At 43.8% G+C, this 2,392-nt stretch carries 3 protein-coding genes; 2 read left to right on the top strand and 1 reads right to left on the bottom strand.

Annotated features, from left to right (window positions below):
- Nucleotides 1–786: alpha/beta fold hydrolase (locus tag ACH0QE_RS00095; protein ID WP_415798732.1), on the bottom strand; the 786-nt coding region annotated here is incomplete at its 3' end.
- Nucleotides 787–931: 145 nt separating this feature from the next.
- Between ACH0QE_RS00095 and ACH0QE_RS00090 the strand changes: the two genes are divergently transcribed.
- Nucleotides 932–1,465, top strand: a complete 534-nt coding sequence (locus tag ACH0QE_RS00090) for a sigma-70 family RNA polymerase sigma factor (protein WP_415798731.1) — start codon at nucleotides 932–934, stop codon at nucleotides 1,463–1,465.
- The coding region (locus ACH0QE_RS00085) for a DUF4179 domain-containing protein (protein ID WP_415798730.1) at nucleotides 1,443–2,392 on the top strand (950 nt) is incomplete at its 3' end. The genes ACH0QE_RS00090 and ACH0QE_RS00085, both read left to right, overlap by 23 nt.

The following is a 2,392-nucleotide window of genomic DNA, read 5'->3' as shown; positions in this document are numbered from 1 at the left end:
GAATTCATCTGTGTAGATCAGTTTGAACCCGCTGTAAAAGGAATGGTAAACATCAGTTAGACTGTAATCCCTTGAGGTGAGCATTCCTAGTGAAACTTTTCCTAGGCCGGGGTGCTTGATTTTGTCGTCTTTATAGACCATAGTACTGTATTTCATCTGCCATTTTCGCAGGACACCCCATTGCTTATAGCCCTCTGTAAAAGGCGGATCGCCAACGGCTTCAAGTTCATTTAATGCTTTGAAATCGCCGCGCCGTTTTGCCTCTTTTTTTGCCCATTCGAGACCTTCACGATCATTTTCTGTCCAGCTGATGATCTGCGATATGCCCACATAGGAATGGAATTTTCCGGGATGCTTTTTCAACAGGTACATGCCGATCAATGTACCGAATGAGTGTGCAGCAAGGAAGATTTTTTTCTGATTGAACGATTCTCTTAAAAAATCAGACAGTTCAGCTGCGTCGGCTACAAGTTGTTCAAAGCTCATGGATGAGGATGGAATATTTTTGTGATAGGATTTCCCGGTGCCCCGCTGGTCCCAAAAGACGACGGTAAAGTGCTTGACCAGCTCTTTGGTGTTGATAGCGACAGTATAGTTTTTCCCTCTGGAAGAGACGCCAGGCAGGGGCATGGATGGACCGCCGTGCAAAAACAGCAGCACTGGGTTCTTTGGTGAGTGGGACTGGATGAGGATACTCTGCTGGATGCCGCCGAGTGTAACCGTATCAATTCGGTCAATTCCGTCTTCCGGAATATGAAAATCTGGCTTAGGAGAGAAAAAGCCCATTACATCACCTCGTTCGATATACTATGTTTATACATGAGTAAAATTCCATTTATTACTATATTACTTTAGTCCTAGAAAAATATCTCGAAAAAGTTGAAACTTTTTTTACCTGATTTTGCTCTAAAGAGTGAAAGGAGGTCAGGAAATGAAAGAAGCTAAGCTTGTGAAGAAAGCAATCAAGGGAAATTTAAAGGCGTTTGAAGAGTTATTGATTTTACATAGTGAACGATTGTATAGGACTGCTTTTTTATATGCAGGAAACAGGGAGGATGCCCTTGATATCGTCCAGGAAACTTCGTGCAAAGCATACCTGGCGATCGGGCAGCTGAAGAATGAACAATACTTCTTAACCTGGCTGACAAGGATCCTGATTCATTGTGCTTACGATGTATTGAAAAAAAGGAAAAAAGAAATGCCAGTTGAGAAACTGGTTGACCTGCCTTCAAACAGCGATCATAAGGTCGCCGAAAGCCTTGATTTGATGGAGGCCATTACTCTATTAAAAGCTCAGCACCGGACCGCGATTATCCTGTTTTACTATCATGACCTGCCAATTAGCGAGATTGCCAGAACGATGAATGCACCAGAAAATACTGTCAAAACCTATCTGCAGCGCGGCAGGAAGGAATTGAAAACTAGATTGGGAGGCGAGCACGATGGAAAAGAAAATGTTTCATGAATCGGTGGACCAGATTGATGTTCCTGAAGATGATGTCTTAAAAGCAATCCAGACCGGTGTAAGGAAAGGAAGCAAGATTAAGTCTAAGCAAAAATCACGACTCAAAGTGTTAGGAGCGTCAGTTGCAGCCGCTGCTGTCATGTTCGTTTCATCAGGCTTCATCGTGCCATCCGTAGGGAATGTGATGGCGGATATTCCTTTCCTGGCGAAGCTGTATGAGCACGACAAGGTTGCCGGAAATCTCGCCTCGCAACAGCTCATCACCGAGTTGAATGAAAAGGCAGCTTTTGACGGAATTGATGTGAGAGTTACCGATGCTTATTATGACGGAGCAATAATTGGCGTCACCTTTGATGTTAAGGGTGAGGTGAAGGGCGACGAGGACGAGATTTATGCATTCTATGAAATTTTCGACCGAGACCCGAATATCGAAGAAACGATGGAGCTGGTAAAGCTGCTGCCTATTGAGGGCGGCTACAAGGGACATATCCAGTTAAGCTACCCAAGAGCAGAATTGCCGGCAGAAACCACATTGCCATTCAACATTATTGGGATTGGGGAAATCAATAACAACTGGAAGGACGAACAGGGGAAATGGAATTTTGACGTGCCTATTAAACAGCTTCCATTTGAAACAGCTGCGCTTGGACAGGCAAGTGAGCTTGGTGATTATAAAATCACGTTCGAAAAGTTGATCACTGGGAAATCTTCGACAGCCATTGAATATACACTGAGTTATCCTGAAGGTGGCCCGAGAGTCATGATTGATCTTTTTGATGATAAGGGTAGACAAATTATTGGCGGAACCTCGGATGCAAAAATAGAGAGAAAAATCAAAAATGGAACAGTGACGGAGAAAAGAAGGATCACAATCCCAATGGTACCTGATTCAGATTTTATCGAAGTCCAACCGGCATTAGATTCGGG

It is taken from the genome of Mesobacillus sp., assembly GCF_047739415.1.
Lineage (GTDB): Bacteria > Bacillota > Bacilli > Bacillales > Cytobacillaceae > Mesobacillus.
Note: the sequence above shows the minus strand (reverse complement) of the source record. Positions and strands in the feature narration are given on the sequence as shown.

Coding starts and splice junctions, on each gene's coding strand:
- ACH0QE_RS00090 (WP_415798731.1), top strand. CDS start 932: ATGAAAGAAGCTAAGCTTGTGAAGAAAGCAATCAAGGGAAATTTAAAG.